Genomic DNA, 14,810 nt, shown 5'->3' with positions numbered 1-14,810 from the left:
ATGGCCGAGGAAAAAACCGAAAAGCCCACTCCCAAGAAGCTCGAAAAGGCGCGCGAGGAAGGTCAGGTCGCGAAAAGCCCCGATCTGGTCGAGCTTGCGTGCCTGGGGCTGATCGTCGTCGCGCTGCAGGCGGGCGCCGGCTACTTCAGCGCGGCGCTGCGCGGCGTGCTGCAGACGGCGCTCGACTTCGCCGGCGGCGCGCACTCGGGCGAGAGCCTGCAGGCGGGGATCGTCAAGCTCGAACACGCGGCGCTTGCGCTGATGCTGCCCGTCGCGCTCGGCAGCGTGGCGGCGGCGGTGTTCGCGTTCGCTCCGCAGACCGGGTTTCAGATCGCCACCAGGCCGATCACGCCGAAGTTCGACGCGGTCAATCCCGGCAACGGCTTCAAGCGGATCTTCTCGCTGAAGTCGGTGCTCGACCTCGTGAAGATGATCGTCAAGGCGCTGCTGATCTTCGCGGTGGTCTGGGCCACCATCGACATGCTGCTGCCGCTGATCGCGAGTTCGCTGTACCTGCCGGTGCAGGCGCTCGCGAAGGTGCTGTGGAATGCGCTGATGCGGCTGCTCGACGTCGCGATCGGCCTGTTTCTCGTGATCGGCGTAGCCGACTACCAGTTGCAGCGCTGGATGTTCATGCGCCAGAACAAGATGTCGAAGGACGACGTGAAGCGCGAGCACAAGGACTCGGAGGGCGACCCGAAGATCAAGAGCCAGCGCCGCAAGCTGGCGCGCGAATTCGCGAGCACGCCGCCCGAAAAATCGATCTCGCGCGCCAACATGCTGCTCGTCAACCCGACCCACTATGCGGTGGCGGTGCGCTACGAGCCGGGCGAAACGCCGCTGCCCGTGATCCTCGCGCGCGGCGTCGACGAGCAGGCGGCGGTGCTGCGCCGGCTCGCGATGCAGCATGGCGTGCCGATCGTCTCGAATCCGCCGGTCGCCCGCGCGCTGTACCGGGTGCCCGAGGACCAGCCGGTTCCGGAGGAACTGCTGGACGTCGTCGCCGCGATCCTGCGCTGGGTCGACAGCGTAGGCGCACACCCCCTGCGCAAGGACACCCTGTCATGATCAAGTCCATGAAACTGCCTGCCGGCGGCGAAATCGGCATCCTGCTGCTGATCATCGCGATCGTCTCGCTGATGATCCTGCCGCTGCCGCCCTCGGTGATCGACGTGCTGCTGTCGATCAACATCTGCATCAGCGTCACGCTGCTGATGGTCACGCTCTACGTGTCCGACCTGACCGCGCTGTCGGCGTTTCCGTCGCTGTTGCTGTTCACGACGCTGTACCGGCTGTCGCTGAACATCGCGTCGACCAAATCGATCCTGCTGCACGCCGACGCGGGGCGCATCATCGAAAGCTTCGGCGAACTGGTGGTCGGCGGCAACCTGGTGGTCGGCCTCGTGGTGTTCGTGATCATCGCGACCGTGCAGTTCATCGTCATCGCGAAAGGCTCCGAGCGCGTCGCGGAGGTGGGTGCGCGCTTCACGCTCGACGCGCTGCCCGGCAAGCAGATGAGCATCGACGCGGACCTGCGCGCGAACATCCTGAAGCCCGAGGAAGCGCGCCGCAAGCGCGCGAAGCTCGCGCTCGAAAGCCAGCTGCACGGCGGCATGGATGGCGCGATGAAGTTCGTCAAGGGCGATGCGATCGCCGGGCTGATCATCACGCTCGTGAACATCGTCGCGGGCATCGCGGTCGGCGTCGCCTACCACGGCATGAGCGCGGGCGAAGCCGCGAACCGCTTCTCGATCCTGTCGGTCGGCGACGCCATGGTCTCGCAGATTCCGTCGCTGCTGATCTCGGTGGCGGCCGGCATCATGATCACGCGGGTTGCCGACGAAAACGAAGCGAGCGCCCGTTCGCTCGGCGACGAAATCTCGCGCCAGCTCGGCAACAACTCGCGCGCGCTGTACCTCGCGAGCCTGCTGCTCGCGGGCTTCGCGTTCGTCCCCGGCTTTCCGGCAGTGCTGTTCCTGCTGCTCGCGGCGACGCTCGCGTTCACCGGATACCGGCTCGGCCGCCGCCCGCACGCCGGACACGGCGAAGGGGCGAAGCCGAGCGCGCTGCAGCGCGCCGGCGGCAAGGGCGACGCGCCCGCGATCCTGCCGCGCGCGCCGCTCTTCACGTGCCCGCTCGGGCTGCGCCTCGCGCCCGATCTCGCCGCGCGCCTCGACACGCGGCGCCTCGATACATCGTTCGACGACGAACGCGCGCAGTTACAGGAAGAAATCGGCCTGCCGTTTCCCGGCATCACGATGTGGACCACCCCGCAGCTCGCCGACGGCACCTACGAAGTGCTGCTGTTCGACGTGCCGCATACGCTCGCGCCCGGCGAACCCGGTGCGCTCGCGCCGCAGGGAGAGGTACCCGAGCAGGACATCGCACGCCGCACGGTGGCGCTGCTGCGCCGGCACGCGCACCTGTTCCTCGGCATCCAGGAGACGCAATGGATGCTCGATCAGCTTGGCGCCGAGTATCCGGGTGTCGTGGCCGAGGTGCAGAAGGCGCTGCAGCTGCAGCGGATCGCCGACGTGCTGCGGCGCCTGCTCGAAGAGCAGGTGTCGATCCGCAACACGCGCAGCATCATGGAGAGCCTGATTGCCTGGGGGCCGAAAGAGAAGGACATGCTGATGCTGACCGAGTACGTGCGCTGCGATCTGTCGCGGCTCATCGCGCACCGCGCGACCGGCGGCACCGCGCGGCTCGCGGCGATCCTGCCGGATCAGGAGGTCGAGCAGCTGATCCGGCAGTCGATCAAGCAGACACCGACCGGCAACTTCCTCGCGCTGCCGCCGGACGACATCAGCATGCTGGTCGAGCAGGTGCGCGGGCTCGCGGGCGAGACCGCGCGCGAAGGCGTGGCGGTCGTCACGTCGATGGATATCCGCCGCTACGTGCGCCGGATGCTCGAACCGGCGATCGGCTGGCTGCCCGTCTATTCGTACCAGGAACTGACCGATCGCGTCGATCTTGAACCGATCGGACAACTGACGATCTGAGCGCGCCCATGAGTTCGTCGACACCGCTCACCATCCGCGTGATTCCGGGCGCCGCGCCGGAGCACGCCGGCCCCTCGGCGCCCTCGCAGGCGCAGTCCGGCGCACAATCCGGCGCGAGGCAGGGCGCGGCAACCCGCAGTTACGCATCGCTGCTGCGCCGCCGGCGCAGCGAACTCGATGCGTTGCGTGCGGCGATGCTCAACGCGCTGGCCGACCCCGAAGCGGACCCCGGCGACCCCGGCAATCTGGGCGCATGGGACGACGGCGCGGACGCGCAAGCCGATGCACAAACCGACACGCCCGCCGACGCGCAGGTTGCCCCCCAGGCGCAGGACGACCCGCGGGCAGACGTCGTCGCGGCCGCCGCGCCGCCGGACGATCGCGCCGCCGCACAGGCGCCGGTGCAGCAAGCGGTGGCGCGCAGCGCGCACACCGCCGGCAGCGGCTTGACGAACGAGGACGTGCGCTTCGCGCATGTCGCCGAGTATCTGCTGAACCGCGCCGCCGATTTCTGCGGCGACCGGGCCGTGCAGACGCGCGGCAACTGGCAGATGCAGATCCAGATCGATCCGGCCATCCTGCCGGGCTGCGCGCTGCAGCTGTCGCTTTCGCCTTTTGAGCTGATGCTTCGCTTCGACGCGACCGACGTCACATCGAAGACGCTAATCTCCCGCCATACGCCGATTCTGAAGCAACGCCTTGCGGCATTGCTGAAGGAGCGCGGCACGCCACGGGAAGTCGAGATCGTCGGCGCGTAGCGTCCACGCCGCGCACGGCATTGAACCATCACACGGCCAATATGGATACCAGCAGCTATTCCGCGGGCGACGCTCACCACCGCCCCCCCGATATCGCACCGGCCGCGCTGCCGCTGATGCTGCAGGCACGCGCCGCGGACGCGCTGACGCCGCGCGAGGCGCGCGTGGCGCGCCTGCTTGCCGACGAGCGGCTGAACGCGCTGCTCGTACTCGGCCTCGGCATCCACGGATGGACCGTGTCCGCGCCCTGCGCATTCGACGCCGCCACGCCTGGCTATGTCGTGCTGCAGCGCGCGGAGCAGCGCGCGTGCGTGGCGCTCGATCTGTCCGACTGGCCCGCGCTCGCGAGCGCCGCGCTGCCGCCCGATGCCAGTGCCGATGCCGGCGCGCAGGAGCGACAGGCCGGGCTGAGCCTGGCGGTCGCGTCGATCCTGCTGCAGCCGGTCTGCACCGCGCTCGCGACGCTCGGCGTCGACGGCGTGCGGGTCGCATCGCTGCATGCGGGCCGGCCGGCGCGCGCGCATGCGTGTCATACCGCGTCGATGCGGCTGTCGCCACGCGGCGGCGCACACACGCTGCGCCTTGGCCTCGTCGACGCGGACGACGGCTGGCTCGACGCGTTCGAGCAGCTGCTCGGCACGCAATGCGTGCCGTACACGCCGCGCGTGAGCCAGCTTGCGGTACCGGGCCGCGTCGAGATCGGCGCGCGCACGCTGACCGTTGCCGCGCTCGAATCGCTGCGCCCCGGCGACATCGTGATGCGCGCGCTGGCATATCCCGGTACCGCCCTCTTCGGCGATGCGCCGCCCCCGCTGCGGCTGTCGCTCGTCTGGGGCCACCCGGGCATGCGGCAGCTGCGCTGCACCGCGCTCGCCGATGCGACGACGCTTACCCTGACAGGAGCCCCTTATATGAGCCAGGATTCCCACGACGATACGCTTTCGCCGGCCGAGCCGAGCGACCCGCCGCTGCCGATCGGCGAACTGGACCTGCCCGTGAAGATCGAGATCGATACGGTGTCGCTGCCCGTTGCGCAGCTCTCCGCGCTGCGCGCGGGCTACGTGCTGGAGTTGCCCGTGCCGGTGCGCGACGCACAGGTCAAGCTGGTCTCCTACGGCCAGGTGGTCGCCTACGGCGAACTGGTCGCGGTCGGCGAGCACATCGGCGTTCGAATCATCCGGATTGCGAATCAAAGTGTTTCAGTTTAACGACTTCACCGGCCTGCTGATCCTGACGCTTGCGATCAGCATCATTCCGTTCCTCGCGATGATCGTGTCGTCCTACGCGAAGATCGTCGTCGTGCTCGGCCTGCTGCGCAATGCGCTCGGTGTGCAGCAAGTGCCGCCGAACACGGTGCTCAACGGTATCGCGATCCTCGTGACGGTGTACGTGATGGCGCCGATCGGGATGCAGGCGTATCAGGGCTCGCAGCAGGCGGCGACGCGCGGCGAATCCTCGTCGCAGGTGCTGATGAGCGCGATGAGCGCCGCGCGCGAGCCGTTCCGCCATTTTCTGGAGCAACACGCGGGCGAACGGGAGCGGCGCTTTTTCCTGCGCTCGGCGTCGGTGATCTGGCCCAGGCCGATGGCCGCGCAACTGCACGACGACGATCTGATCGTCCTCGCGCCCGCCTTTACGCTAAGCGAGCTGACCGACGCCTTCAAGATCGGCTTCATGCTGTATCTCGCGTTCATCGTGGTGGACATCGTGATTGCCAACACGCTGATGGCGATGGGCCTGAACCAGGTGCAGCCGACCAACGTCGCGATTCCGTTCAAGCTGTTGCTGTTCGTCGCGATGGACGGCTGGTCGGCGCTGATCCACGGCCTCGTGCTGACTTACCGGTAAAACATCATGAATACCGACACGCTGATCCAGTTGACCATTCACGGGTTGATGATCTGCCTGTACATTTCGCTGCCGGTGGTCGTCGCATCGGCCGCGGCGGGGCTGCTCATTTCGTTTCTGCAGGCGATCACGTCGATGCAGGACCAGAGCATCTCGTTCGGCGTGAAGCTCGCGGTCGTCACGGTCGTGATCCTGATCACCGCGCCGTGGGCGGCCTCCGAGTTGCTGCGCTTCGGCAACGACATCATCGCAATCGGCGTGCCGTCATGAGCCGGCCCGCGTCGATCCAGCAGTCGGGCGCAACGGCCGCTGCGGCCTTCGACGCGCCACCGGCGCGCGCGGATACCCAGGCCGCGCATGCTCACGCGACGGTGTTCTACAAGGGCAAGCGGATTCGCCAGCGGCCCAAAACCCAGCAGGCCAAACGCGCGCGGCATCCGCTCAGCAAGCATCTGAAGCAAAAGGCCGCTGCCCAGCACGGGCATCGCGCGGGCGGCGCGCATCTGCCGCGACACGGGTCGCCGCGCCACGGCGCAGCCGCGCCGCGCGCACCCCATCTGGTGAGTGCACGCCACGGCGGACGTGGGGGCCAGGAGCACGACGACACGCCGGAGCAGGACACGGAGCAGCCGGCCGCGTATGCGCTGAAGATCCGCGCGAAGCCGCCGTCGCATGCCTTCACGCCATTGCCCGGACAGTTGCAGGCCGCCGCGGCCGCTTACGCGAACACGCCGCATCTCGCGCGCCGGCTGCTGGCGCTCTACGACGACCACCTGCGCGCGTTCGCACCCACCGCGTTCGCAAACGGCTCGACCTCTGCCGCTGCCTCGACGTCGGCCTCGACGTCGGCCTCGTTAATGCTGGCCGTCTTCGGCAACGGGCACGATATGCTTGCGGCGCGCATCCTGGGCCACCTGACCGACGAACTCGAAGGCAATGCGCTGCCGGTGGCGCGCATGCCGCCGGCCGCCGCGCCGTTGATGCCTCGTGCCCATCCCGCGGCCAGCGTGCGCGCACCCGGCGCCCAGCCGGCGCGGGTTCCCGCGCCGGCGCGTCCACAGGCGCCGCTCGCGGACACCTGGACCACGCAGCGCAGCTTCAACATGTTGCGGGAACTCGTGCGTTTCAGTCTGGCGGGGCCGCGCACGCTGTCGCAACTGCGCCGCGCCGCGCAGCATCTGCGCATGCAGCACGCGCTGGCGGCGGCGCTGCCTCGCACGCGCGCTTCGGATACGACGTAGCAGGTTCGCGTTTTGACAGTGTGTGACAGACGTCCGGACTAAAGTGAAGCCATCTCCTCACCGCTAACGCATGCCAGGGTGACCAACGTGAAACGAATCCGTATTTTGACCGGCGCTCACGCAGGCGCGCAGATTCCGCTTCATGCCGGGACATACCGGATCGGCGCGGATGAGGACTGCGACATCTGCGTGAGCGACTGGGGCGATGCGCGCCTCACGCTCGAGATTGCCGAGTCCGGCGAGACGCACACGCGCGACGCGGCGCAGGAATCGGCCGCCGCCGCCGCGCTGCGCGATTTCATGCCGCTGTCGAGGGGCGCCGCGGCGGTCTGCGTGGGCCCGGACGACGCGGACTGGCCGAGCGATCTCGACCTGCTCTCCGGCATGCTCGCCCGCGATGCGGCCGGCGCGGGACGCGAACGTGCGCGCCTGCCGCTGAAGTCGGTCGGCATCGTGCTGGCGAGCATGATGGTCGCATCGGCGCTCGTCGCCGGCGCGATCATGTTCGGCACGCAGAACAGCGAGGCGATCAGCCCGCTGCCGAATACCGATGCGCTCGCCGCACGCCTCGCCGGCTCGCTCGACGAAGCCGGGCTGCGCGAGCTGAGCGTGGCGCCGGCCGGCAACACGGTGGTGGTGCGCGGCATGGTGCCCACGGCCGGCGACGACATCACCGCGCGCAGGATCATCGACCGCGTCGGCGGCGAGCCGGTGCGGCGCAACTACGACGTCGCTGCCGACGACGCGCGCAACATCGAGGAATCGCTCGGCATGCAGGGCACGCACGTCGCGTACCTCGGCGGCGGCGTGTTCCGCATCACCGGCACGGTCGATTCGCTAGCGCGCTTTCATCAGGCGCTCGCGGACGTTCAGCGCGATTTCGACGCGAACGTCAAGCGCATCGAGCCGGACGTGCACGAAAACCCGGTGCCGTCCGCGTCGACCGATTACACGGAAATGGTCGCGATCGGCGACGTGCGCTACATCGAGACGCCCGACGGGGTCAAGCACGTCTATCCGGTCGCTCACCTGCTGCCCAACTGACACGGAGCACTTCATCATGTACGACAAGCTGATCGCGGCCGAACCGCTGCTCAACGATCTCCGCGCGACGCTGCGCGCGCCCGGCGCCGCCCGGCACGTCGCGCAGATCACCGAGGCGCTCGACGACGCCGCGCGCGCAGTCGGCGAGGTCTCGCGCACGCCGCTGCCCGAGGCGCATCGCGCAGCGCTGCAGAAGGCGTATCGCGGCATGATCGCGGCGAGGCGCCTTGTCGTGCATCTGCACGAGCTTCAGCAGGACTGAACCGTTCACGCAGCACCGCTTCCCCGGACCGGCCGACCGGTCCTGTACGACCGGGCCTGTCATACCGACAGTCACCCCTGTGTTTGTCTCACCCTGCAGTCACTTTCAAAGGAGAATCATCATGGGTTTTTTCAGCACTATGGCTTCCGGCATGGGTTCGATGTACGCGTCGTCGGCCGCCTCGCAGGCCGCCCAGGACTCGGCCACCAATATCGAGGGCCAGGATTCGATGGACTCGACCGAGGACAACCTGAAGCTGACCGAGCTCGAATCGCTCGAAAACATCATGAAAGCCGGTGCGAGCGCCGAGAAGAACGCATCCACCGCGATCAGCTGATGTCGTACGCCGTCTCGCCCGGCGAGACGCGGCGGCGCATGCCTTCGCCGCGCGCACGGCGCGCCGGTGCAAAGGCCGCGCCGCCGCGCGTGTTCAGACGGCGCGAAACCGGAGCCCGACGATGAGCTGGGAGCGTTATACCGACCTGGTGAAAGACCTGTGCGCGGTGATCGGCCTGCCCGACGCGGAACGCGTGCTGGAGACGCGCACCATCGAAGTGGAAGGTTTCGACGTGCGCTTCGACCATCTGGAAGACGATCCGCACGCGGTCTACGCGAATTTTCATTACGGCACCGTCACCGCGGGACGCACGCTGGTGATCTTTCGCCTGCTGCTCGAAGCGAACCTGCTGATCTATGCACAGGATCAGGCGCAGGTCGGACTCGACGCGGACACGGGCGGCATCGTGCTGATCGTGCGCGTGCCGTTTACCGACGACCTCGACGGCCAGGCGATCGCCGATCTGATGCTGCACTACGCGGAACACGGCCGCTACTGGCGCTCGAACATCATCGAATCGAGCGACGAAATGTTCGACGGCATCGCGAGCGGCACATGCAACTGGGTACGCGCATAGCGCGTCAGGAGGACTGAATCGATGAGTACGCAACGAATTGGGGGCGCCCCGGACGGGGCGCCGCAGCACGTCGCGCCGGACATCCATGAAAATGCCGGCGACAGCGGCGCGGCGTCCGCGTCTTGCGCATCGCAAACGCGCTCGACGTCCGCGTCGGGTGCGAAACGCCAGTTGCTGGAGAACATGGTGGTCACCACGCGCCGGCCGCCGATCGACCAGGCCCCCCCACCCGGCTTCGCGGGTCCGCGCGAGCGCAGCTGGGGCGCCGAACCGTCTGCGACGCGTGCCTTCCCCAATGCCTGGTCGGGTCAGCCCGCAGGCATCCCGCCGACGGCGCGCGCGATGCGCCCCCGGTGGTCCGGCCGCCCGACGCTGCTGGATCGCCTGATGGATGGGCTGCAACGCAGGAACAGCATGCGCGATACGCTGCGCCAGTTCAGGCTCACGTTGCTGCAGTCGCTGATCGAGACCATCAAGCACGGGATGGAGGTCATGAAAAAGGCCTCGGAACCGCCCCGCTAACCTGTGTGCCGCGCCGCGCGGGATCGCGTTACGCTCGTTCAACCGGGCGCTAACCGTCGATCACATGCGGCACCAGGATCACGAGCCGTCTGGCGCCGCGATGCGGCGCGCTCCCCTGCTGCGGATGGCCGATCAGCACCAGCGCGTCGCCGGGCACCATGTCCGTGTGCGTCGCGCGTGCCGCGTTGCGATGCGCGTTCGGCGCGGCGGTGCCGAACGCCTGCGTGTCGTCGAGCGTCGTCGCAAGCTGGAACAGCGACGCGCTGCCTTTCCCGTCCAGATCCGGTTCGATGACGACCGACGTCTCATCGTCGCGCTCAGCCGCGGCGCGGGTCGGCGTCGTACTGCCGCGCGGCGCGTGCGCGGGATGCGCGTTGCCATCGCGTGCCGCCGGCAGCGCCGCGAGCGTCGCCTCCGCGCAGCTCAGCGTCACCGGCGCGTGATCGATCGTCACCAGATTGCGCTGCACGCATGCGCGCGCCTCGCCGGTGCGGGTGAATGCGTCGACCTGCGCGAGCAGCGGCGCGGCGCCGTCCTGCACGACGAATGCGCCGCTCTGCCGCTGGGCGCGTTCGAGCGGCAGTGCGTCGAACGCCGGCTCGGCGAGATCGAAGATATACGCTTGCAGCGCGATCGCTTTCGGCTTCGTGTCGAAGCGCTCGACCAGCGCCTCGTCGTCGTCGAGGCGGTTCGTGCGATCGCGGATCAGTATGGAATTGGTGGCCGCGTCAGCGGTGAAGATCGGCAGCGGCGCGTCGAATGCGATCGGCGCATTCGCGCCGCCCGGCCCGCCGTGCACGCGCCATGTGAGCCGCGTCGCGAGTCCGGGCGCCACGCCGGCCGAGCCGCCCAGCGTGCGGTCCGCCGCGTTTTCGCGAACCAGCGGCACCAGCCGTACGGTTGTCGGCACCCGTGCGCGCGCCGCGTCCTCGATATGCCGCACTGCACTGACGATCCGCGCAGTGTAGTCCGGCGGTCCCGACACGCTCAGCGTGTTGTGCGCGTCGTCGGCGGCAAGCGGCATGCGCGCGTCCGCGAGCCCTTCCTGCGCGAGCGAAGCCGCGACCCCGCGCGCCGATGCGTAGTTGAGCCGCATCGCGATCGTGTTGCGCGCGCCGGCCGCGCTCACGTGAATCACCGCGCCGTCGTAATACCATAGTAGTCCGAACGATTCGGACAGCACGTCGAGAAACTGCGCGGGCCGCAGATCGTAGCGGCCGATCACCAGGCCGCGCAGCGTGCCGTCGATGCGCACCGGCACCTGGGTCGCGCGGCCCAGCGCGTCCAGCACGTCGCTCAGGCTGCTGCCGGCCGTCGAATAGACGAAAGGCCGCGCGGGCAACGCCGGCGAGCCGAGCGCGAGCGGCGCGCAGCAGGCAAGCCATGCGCCGGCGCACCAGTTACGCAGCATCGTCGTCCGCTCCGCGCGTGCCATCCGCGTCCTGCGGGTGCGCCCGGCGCGCAGCCGGCCCGGCGGGGGCCGCGGCGCTCGCGGGTTCCAGATTGAGCCGGTAGCCGGTCGCATAGACGGACTGGACCGTCCATTCGACGCCCGCGCTTTTCAGGTTCGCGCGCAGCCGGCTCACGTACATGTCGACCGAGCGGCTTTGCACGCCCGCGTCCCAGCCCCAGACCACGCTCATCAGGTCCTGACGCTGCACGACGGTGCCGACGTGCAGCGACAGGTGCCAGAGAATGTCGAACTCCTTCGTGCCGAGCCGGTGCGGTTCGCCGTCGACGATCAGCGACTGGCTGGACCGGTCGAGCGTGCACCGGCCGACCAGCATCTGCCGGCTCGCGCCGTTCGCCGCGGTCGAGCGGCGCAGCAGCACGCGGATCCGCGCGAGCAGCACTTCGCGATCGAGCGGCTTGACGAGGTAGTCGTCGGCGCCGGCATCGAGAATCTCGACGATCTCGCTCTCGCCCGCGTGCACGGTCTGGAACAGCACCGGCACGTTCGACTGCGAGCGTCCGCGCACCCATGACAGCAGCTTCGCACCGGAAATGCCGGGCACGTCCCAGTCGAAAATCAGCAGGTTCGCCCAGTGATCGGCGAGGTAATGGCGGGCGTCGAGGCCGTTCGAGAACGCATCGACCTGATAGCCGGCCGCCTTGAGCCACGATACGAGCAACGCCTGCTGCGCGGGGTCGTCCTCGACGAGCAGAATGCGCACCGGCTGGCGTACGAGTGAATGCATGGGGTCAACGTCCTCTCTGGTCCTGCTGCCGCGCCTGCTCGGCCTGCGCGAACGAGCGCGGCGCGCCGCCGGCCGGCGGCGCGCTGCCCAGCAGCGGCATGCTCAGCACGAACGAGGTGCCTTCGCCGGGGGTCGATTCGGCATGAAGCGTGCCGCCATGCAGCGCCACGATCTGCCGCGCGAGCTTCAATCCCATGCCGAAGCCGCTTGCCCCGGCCTTGCCGAGCGCGTCGAAATCGGTGACGGTCTGGGCCTGCGCGAGACCCGGCAGGCCGCCCGCGCGATCGCTGACGACAATATCGGCAAAACCCGCGCGCGTCTTGAGCGATACCGCCACGGGCGCGCCCTCGGGCGACGCGTGGATCGCATTGTCGACGAGGTTCTGCAGCGCGCGCGCGACGAAATTGCGCACGCCGCTCACCCAGACCGCGGCGCCGTCGGGCAGCCACAGTTGCAGCGGCACCGCGCAGTAGACGGCGGTCACTTCGAGCTGCGGAATCATCTGCCGCACCATTGCGCGCAGATCGAAGCGGCGGAAATCGCGGTTGGCCAGATGCGTGGCGATCGACGAGACGATGAACTGCTCGCCGAGCGAGAGCACGTAGCGCGCAAGCTGGCCGATCTGCTGCATTCCGCCGCAGCGCTCGAATGCGTCGCGGTCGCCGGTTTCGAGCTGGGTCAGCGCGACGATCGAATTCAGCGGCGAGCGCAGGTCGTGCAGCAGAAAGCGCAGCGACGTCGTGCGCTCGTCGAGCGAGCGGCGCAGCGGCGTGATGTCGGCCACCGACACCACGGTGTCCACGCCCGCGATCCCCTCGGCCGGCTCGGCCTTCAGCCACAGCGCGCCGTTCTCCAGTTCGAGTTCGACGCCGCGCGCGAGCGCCTCGCTGTCGGCCGCCCCGGTGGTCGCCGCGATCATGTCGGCGAGCGCCTCGGCGAGCCGCTGGCCGCGCGGCAACGGTTGCTGAAGCAACGTTCTGGCCCGCTCGCTCGCCTCGAAGATCGTGCCGCCCGGCTCCAGCAGCACCGTGCCCCACGGCTGCGCGCGCAGCAGCGCCGCGCGGCGCGCGTCGTCGGCACCGGACGACGGGGCGTGGCCGCCGCTCATAGCGCGATCACCCGCGGCAGCAGCAGGAAGAGCCGCTGCATGTGGCTGTGCTGATCGGTGTTGGTGCGAAACAGCGCGCCGATCAGCGGGATTTTCGACAGCACCGGAATGCCGGTCACGCCGGTCGAATCGTTTTTCGTGCGGTAGCCGGCGATCAGCAGCGCCTGGCCCTGCTTGATGAACGCTTCGGTGTTGATGTCGCTGCTCGTGATGACCGGCAGGTTGCTGACGGTCTGACTGGTCGAGAGTTCGCCGTCCTGGATCGCGACGTCGAGCTTGATCAGCGTCTGGCCGTGCTCGTCGACGACCATCGGCAGCACGCGCAGCGAGACGCCGGTCGACACGCTGTACAGATCGGCCGACGTGTAGCCCGAGACCGGCACGAAGAACTGCGTCTTGTTGTCCATCACCGCTTCGATGTTGTCGAGCGTGACGATCTTCGGATTCGCCTCGATGCGCGCCTGGCTGTCCTGCTGCAACGCCGAGATGCGCGCCATCAGATAGCGTCCCGCGTCGCCGAGCACGGCGCTCATCGACACGCCGAGCGGCGTTGCGGCCACCGTCGAGCCGTCGTTCAGCGTGGTCGTGTTGAAGGTCGGGCTGAGCGCGCCGGTATAGGTGTTCTGCGGCAGCGTGCCGGTGCCGGACTCCACGTCGACGTGGCTGTTGTGCGCGGTCCAGTCGATGCCGAGCTGCTGCAGCGCGCCGTCGTCGATCTCGATGATGTGCGCCTCGATCTCGATCAGCTGCGGCTTGACGTCGAGCCGCGAAATCAGCGTCTGGTACTGGCCCATGCGCTCGGGCAGATCGCGGATCAGCACCGAATTCGTGCGCTGGTCCGCTTCGATCACCGGCAGGTCGTTGTCCTCGCCGCCGGTTGCCGAGGTGCCCGCTGCGCCGCCCGTGCCGTTCGCGCCGTGGGTGCGGTTCGCGAGCGCGGCAAGCTGCGGCGACGGCGTGCCGCTCATCCCCGCGAATAGCCCGCCGGGCGGCAGCGGCGGCAACGACGACGAAGACGAGGACGTCTCGCCGGCGCCCGGCATCATGCCGGTGAGCCCGTTGCCGCCGGTGTTGCCGCCGACGTCCTGCAGCGGCGTGTTGCGCGTGATGTTGCCGCGCGCGCCGCCCGCCGCACCGGCTGCGCCGGCTCCCTGCGCGCCCGGATGATAGAGCGCGTTCAGCACGCTCGCGACGCCGCGCACCGTGATCGTGTTGCCGTCCACATCGACCGAGCGGTCCTCGGCCCACGCGTGATAGAGCGGGAACACGCGCACCTCGGAGCCGCCGCGGCGCGCTGCGTTCGCATCGAGATGATCGGCGACCTGCTGGACCATCTGCACGTAGCGCGGCGGCCCGTTGACCATCGCGGTGCCTTCGGCGTCGTCGTAGGCGATGGGAAAGCGCGGATCGGCGATGCCGAGCCGCGCGAGCGTGTCGCGCAGCGTCTGCACGCTCGCGGTGTCGAGCTGCAGCAGCGCGCTCTTCATGTCGGACGCGGCGGTGATCTCCAGCACCTCGCCGTCGTAGTACCAGACGAAGCCGAACGACGACGCGAGCGTATCGAGAAAGCGTTGCGGCGACAGCGTGAACTTGCCGGTGAACGTGCCGGTCACGTCGCTGTTGATGTCGGCCGGGATGCCCTGGCTCGCGGCGAAATCGCGCAGCACGTCCTTGATGTCCTTGCCGTCGGCCGAATAATTGACCACCGCGGTACGCCAGTGGACGGCCGCGGCGTCGGCGGGCGCCGCGCTCCATAGTGATGCGAGCGCACACAGTACGACGAGCGCTTTACCGATCCGGATCATGAATGACAGCCTCGCTTTGGCATTGATCGAATAGTCGAAGTTTTCCGCGCATCGCGTCAAGGCGTAACGCAGCGCCGGCGCGCATTGCTTCCGGTGGTCGAACGAAAC

Annotated in this window: 16 protein-coding genes; 12 read left to right on the top strand and 4 right to left on the bottom strand. The window is 68.7% G+C overall.

Annotation, left to right across the window (positions count from 1 at the left end; genetic code table 11):
• The 12 genes from sctU (at position 1) to AC3AP7_RS23595 (ending at position 9,591) form a co-directional block, all read left to right on the top strand.
• On the top strand, positions 1-1,068 hold the full coding sequence (gene sctU / locus AC3AP7_RS23650) for a type III secretion system export apparatus subunit SctU (RefSeq protein WP_487362740.1): 1,068 nt from the start codon (positions 1-3) through the stop codon (positions 1,066-1,068).
• The gene (locus AC3AP7_RS23645; RefSeq protein WP_487362739.1) at positions 1,065-3,002 is read left to right on the top strand and encodes an FHIPEP family type III secretion protein; all 1,938 of its coding nucleotides are present in this window, start codon (positions 1,065-1,067) and stop codon (positions 3,000-3,002) included. Before sctU ends, AC3AP7_RS23645 begins: the two co-directional genes overlap by 4 nt.
• 8 nt (positions 3,003-3,010) lie before the next feature.
• The gene (gene sctP, locus AC3AP7_RS23640; protein WP_487362738.1) at positions 3,011-3,760 is read left to right on the top strand and encodes a type III secretion system protein SctP; all 750 of its coding nucleotides are present in this window, start codon (positions 3,011-3,013) and stop codon (positions 3,758-3,760) included.
• A 41-nt stretch (positions 3,761-3,801) separates the two neighbouring features.
• Positions 3,802-4,968, top strand: a complete 1,167-nt coding sequence (gene sctQ, locus AC3AP7_RS23635) for a type III secretion system cytoplasmic ring protein SctQ (protein WP_487362737.1) — start codon at positions 3,802-3,804, stop codon at positions 4,966-4,968.
• Positions 4,955-5,608: a type III secretion system export apparatus subunit SctR gene (gene sctR, locus AC3AP7_RS23630; protein WP_487362736.1), complete on the top strand. Its 654-nt coding sequence runs from the start codon at positions 4,955-4,957 to the stop codon at positions 5,606-5,608. Before sctQ ends, sctR begins: the two co-directional genes overlap by 14 nt.
• A 6-nt stretch (positions 5,609-5,614) precedes the next feature.
• Complete coding sequence (sctS, locus tag AC3AP7_RS23625; protein ID WP_487362735.1) at positions 5,615-5,878, top strand: type III secretion system export apparatus subunit SctS; 264 nt, start codon at positions 5,615-5,617, stop codon at positions 5,876-5,878.
• Complete coding sequence (locus tag AC3AP7_RS23620) at positions 5,875-6,849, top strand: hypothetical protein (RefSeq protein WP_487362734.1); 975 nt, start codon at positions 5,875-5,877, stop codon at positions 6,847-6,849. The genes sctS and AC3AP7_RS23620 overlap by 4 nt, the downstream gene beginning before the upstream one ends.
• A gap of 87 nt (positions 6,850-6,936) precedes the next feature.
• Positions 6,937-7,893 (top strand): FHA domain-containing protein, encoded by a 957-nt coding sequence (locus AC3AP7_RS23615; protein WP_487362733.1) that lies wholly within the window; start codon positions 6,937-6,939, stop codon positions 7,891-7,893.
• Between the two features lie 16 nt (positions 7,894-7,909).
• Complete coding sequence (locus AC3AP7_RS23610) at positions 7,910-8,155, top strand: type III secretion system protein (RefSeq protein ID WP_487362732.1); 246 nt, start codon at positions 7,910-7,912, stop codon at positions 8,153-8,155.
• 121 nt (positions 8,156-8,276) lie between these two features.
• Positions 8,277-8,492 (top strand): hypothetical protein, encoded by a 216-nt coding sequence (locus tag AC3AP7_RS23605; RefSeq protein WP_487362731.1) that lies wholly within the window; start codon positions 8,277-8,279, stop codon positions 8,490-8,492.
• Positions 8,493-8,613: 121 nt separating this feature from the next.
• Positions 8,614-9,069 carry a CesT family type III secretion system chaperone gene (locus AC3AP7_RS23600; RefSeq protein ID WP_487362730.1) on the top strand — a complete coding sequence of 152 codons (456 nt, stop codon included), beginning with the start codon at positions 8,614-8,616 and terminating at the stop codon, positions 9,067-9,069.
• Between the two features lie 171 nt (positions 9,070-9,240).
• Entirely contained in the window at positions 9,241-9,591 is a 351-nt protein-coding gene (locus tag AC3AP7_RS23595; RefSeq protein WP_488324823.1) for a hypothetical protein, read from the top strand.
• A gap of 49 nt (positions 9,592-9,640) precedes the next feature.
• On the opposite strand, the gene AC3AP7_RS23590 is transcribed toward AC3AP7_RS23595, so the two are convergent.
• From AC3AP7_RS23590 to sctC, 4 genes are read right to left on the bottom strand one after another with little or no spacing between them, the layout of a single operon-like run.
• Positions 9,641-11,002, bottom strand: a complete 1,362-nt coding sequence (locus AC3AP7_RS23590) for a secretin N-terminal domain-containing protein (protein ID WP_487362728.1) — start codon at positions 11,000-11,002, stop codon at positions 9,641-9,643.
• Positions 10,992-11,789, bottom strand: a complete 798-nt coding sequence (locus AC3AP7_RS23585) for a response regulator transcription factor (protein ID WP_487362727.1) — start codon at positions 11,787-11,789, stop codon at positions 10,992-10,994. Before AC3AP7_RS23585 ends, AC3AP7_RS23590 begins: the two co-directional genes overlap by 11 nt.
• 4 nt (positions 11,790-11,793) lie before the next feature.
• Positions 11,794-12,897 (bottom strand): sensor histidine kinase, encoded by a 1,104-nt coding sequence (locus AC3AP7_RS23580; protein ID WP_487362726.1) that lies wholly within the window; start codon positions 12,895-12,897, stop codon positions 11,794-11,796.
• On the bottom strand, positions 12,894-14,702 hold the full coding sequence (gene sctC / locus AC3AP7_RS23575; protein WP_487362725.1) for a type III secretion system outer membrane ring subunit SctC: 1,809 nt from the start codon (positions 14,700-14,702) through the stop codon (positions 12,894-12,896). Before sctC ends, AC3AP7_RS23580 begins: the two co-directional genes overlap by 4 nt.
• Positions 14,703-14,810 lie beyond the last annotated feature (108 nt).

The sequence above is a fragment of the Paraburkholderia sp. PAMB 6770 genome (assembly GCF_057748135.1).
This window is presented reverse-complemented; position numbering and strand designations above follow the sequence as displayed.

Coding starts and splice junctions, on each gene's coding strand:
- sctU (WP_487362740.1), top strand. CDS start 1: ATGGCCGAGGAAAAAACCGAAAAGCCCACTCCCAAGAAGCTCGAAAAG.
- AC3AP7_RS23645 (WP_487362739.1), top strand. CDS start 1,065: ATGATCAAGTCCATGAAACTGCCTGCCGGCGGCGAAATCGGCATCCTG.
- sctP (WP_487362738.1), top strand. CDS start 3,011: ATGAGTTCGTCGACACCGCTCACCATCCGCGTGATTCCGGGCGCCGCG.
- sctQ (WP_487362737.1), top strand. CDS start 3,802: ATGGATACCAGCAGCTATTCCGCGGGCGACGCTCACCACCGCCCCCCC.
- sctS (WP_487362735.1), top strand. CDS start 5,615: ATGAATACCGACACGCTGATCCAGTTGACCATTCACGGGTTGATGATC.
- AC3AP7_RS23620 (WP_487362734.1), top strand. CDS start 5,875: ATGAGCCGGCCCGCGTCGATCCAGCAGTCGGGCGCAACGGCCGCTGCG.
- AC3AP7_RS23610 (WP_487362732.1), top strand. CDS start 7,910: ATGTACGACAAGCTGATCGCGGCCGAACCGCTGCTCAACGATCTCCGC.
- AC3AP7_RS23605 (WP_487362731.1), top strand. CDS start 8,277: ATGGGTTTTTTCAGCACTATGGCTTCCGGCATGGGTTCGATGTACGCG.
- AC3AP7_RS23600 (WP_487362730.1), top strand. CDS start 8,614: ATGAGCTGGGAGCGTTATACCGACCTGGTGAAAGACCTGTGCGCGGTG.
- AC3AP7_RS23590 (WP_487362728.1), bottom strand. CDS start 11,002: ATGCTGCGTAACTGGTGCGCCGGCGCATGGCTTGCCTGCTGCGCGCCG.
- AC3AP7_RS23585 (WP_487362727.1), bottom strand. CDS start 11,789: ATGCATTCACTCGTACGCCAGCCGGTGCGCATTCTGCTCGTCGAGGAC.
- AC3AP7_RS23580 (WP_487362726.1), bottom strand. CDS start 12,897: ATGAGCGGCGGCCACGCCCCGTCGTCCGGTGCCGACGACGCGCGCCGC.
- sctC (WP_487362725.1), bottom strand. CDS start 14,702: ATGATCCGGATCGGTAAAGCGCTCGTCGTACTGTGTGCGCTCGCATCA.